The 1,585-nt window shown below is 35.2% G+C and carries 1 protein-coding gene and 1 pseudogene; both read left to right on the forward strand.

Annotation, left to right across the window (positions count from 1 at the left end; genetic code table 11):
- Positions 1-568 precede the first annotated feature (568 nt).
- Positions 569-994, forward strand: a complete 426-nt coding sequence (locus AC1UFB_RS20260) for a hypothetical protein (RefSeq protein ID WP_251385879.1) — start codon at positions 569-571, stop codon at positions 992-994.
- 30 nt (positions 995-1,024) lie between these two features.
- Positions 1,025-1,585: pseudogene (locus tag AC1UFB_RS20265) on the forward strand (type II toxin-antitoxin system antitoxin SocA domain-containing protein); the annotation flags it as partial.

Raw genomic sequence — 1,585 nt, forward strand, 5'->3', positions numbered from 1 at the left:
GAGTCTGATTCCTCCATTGTTTGATAATTGTACGGAAGGAAGCGCCCCTGTTCGTCTCTTAATAGGTTGCTGGCGTTTATTTTTGTGTGTCGTTTGACTTTGGGAAGTATACTGCTGTTTTAATTGAATGTTTGTTCCTGGTACTGATTTGCTATTTGCTGGTGCTCCAAATATTTCAATAGCATCTGTAGACGTTCTATTTCGCTCAATGTCATCATAGTTACTTTCTTCTCTCTCTTTTACATTTACATCCTGCTCCAGCCATATATCGTGGTCAGAACGTCTCCATAATAGAAGAGGAGTGGCGTCACTCTTTCTACTGAAAAAAAGTGTTTCAATTTATTAAGCGAAAAGTGGTTCATCCCTTTCAGGCAGTCGCAAGAGCACGATATTTTTCAAAGGCAGTTAATAGAAATCACGCAAAAATGAAGCAAATTTTTCTCTTATTTTGTTCTAATTTCATGTTAAATATTCATAACTTATGATAAAATGTTATTAACGAATAACAAAAAATGTTATCGTTGAATAAAATATAATACGACTGAGAACACTAGTCTTAATAACGGATGTGGTTTTATTGGCAGCATTCAACGGAGCTACACAGGCCCAAGTTGAAGACATTTTAAAAAAGATTGTCGATTGTATTCATCGTGGAAATGACCATTTTATCCTTTTAGCACAAAGAGATAAGAATGCAACTACTTTGTTGGAATTAGGATTTAGAGCCGCAGATGTAAGGCGAATTGTTGAAGAAGAACTAACTTATGAAGATTATTACAGAGGGCCAAATCCAAACGGGAGCAGTAATGTTCCTCCACGATTGCAAAATAGCGATATGTGGGAATTTGGAAAGGTCGTTACTGGTAATGAAACGATGGAAGTTTATATTAAGTTCAGTTTTATTGAAGACAATGATGGCCCTTTTACCTGTTGTGTTTCTTTTCATAAACCAGATCCCGGTCGTACAATCACATACCCCTTCAAGTTATCTTGAGAGGGGTATGAAAAACAGGAGGAAAAAGATATGACGTTACAACTAAAATTCTGTGTTCATTGTTTAGAACGAACTCCGGTTGAACATAAATTTGTTACAGATAAAGTTGAATTGCATGGCGAAATCATCACATATGAAGCTGAACGTTATGAGTGTACAAGATGTGGACAGTACACAGATAATGACGAATTAACAGATCGAAATTATAGTACGATTTATCGTAAATATCAGGAAAAGAAAGATATGTTAAAAGCAGAAGATTTTCGTTATGTACGGACTGAGCTTTATCAGGTTAGTACGCGCGTAATGGCTAAATTAATTGGATGGAGTCCTGCTACTATCTCTCGTTATGAAAATGGAAGTTTACAGACGAAAAAACATGATACTCATTTTAGAACATATTTAGATCCTCGCGCGATGAAACGAGCATTTGATAATTATCGTGATGAGCTTGAAGAAAAACCTAGAAAAGCACTTGAAGAAAGATTATCTTTTTTATTAGATACAGTAAAATCTAGTGAATTATTAAAGGGGTTAGATGACAGACTTACTTTGTTAAATATAGAAAATGTAGATGATGACTGGAGAATG

It is taken from the genome of Priestia sp. KCTC 13724 (genome assembly GCF_056820425.1).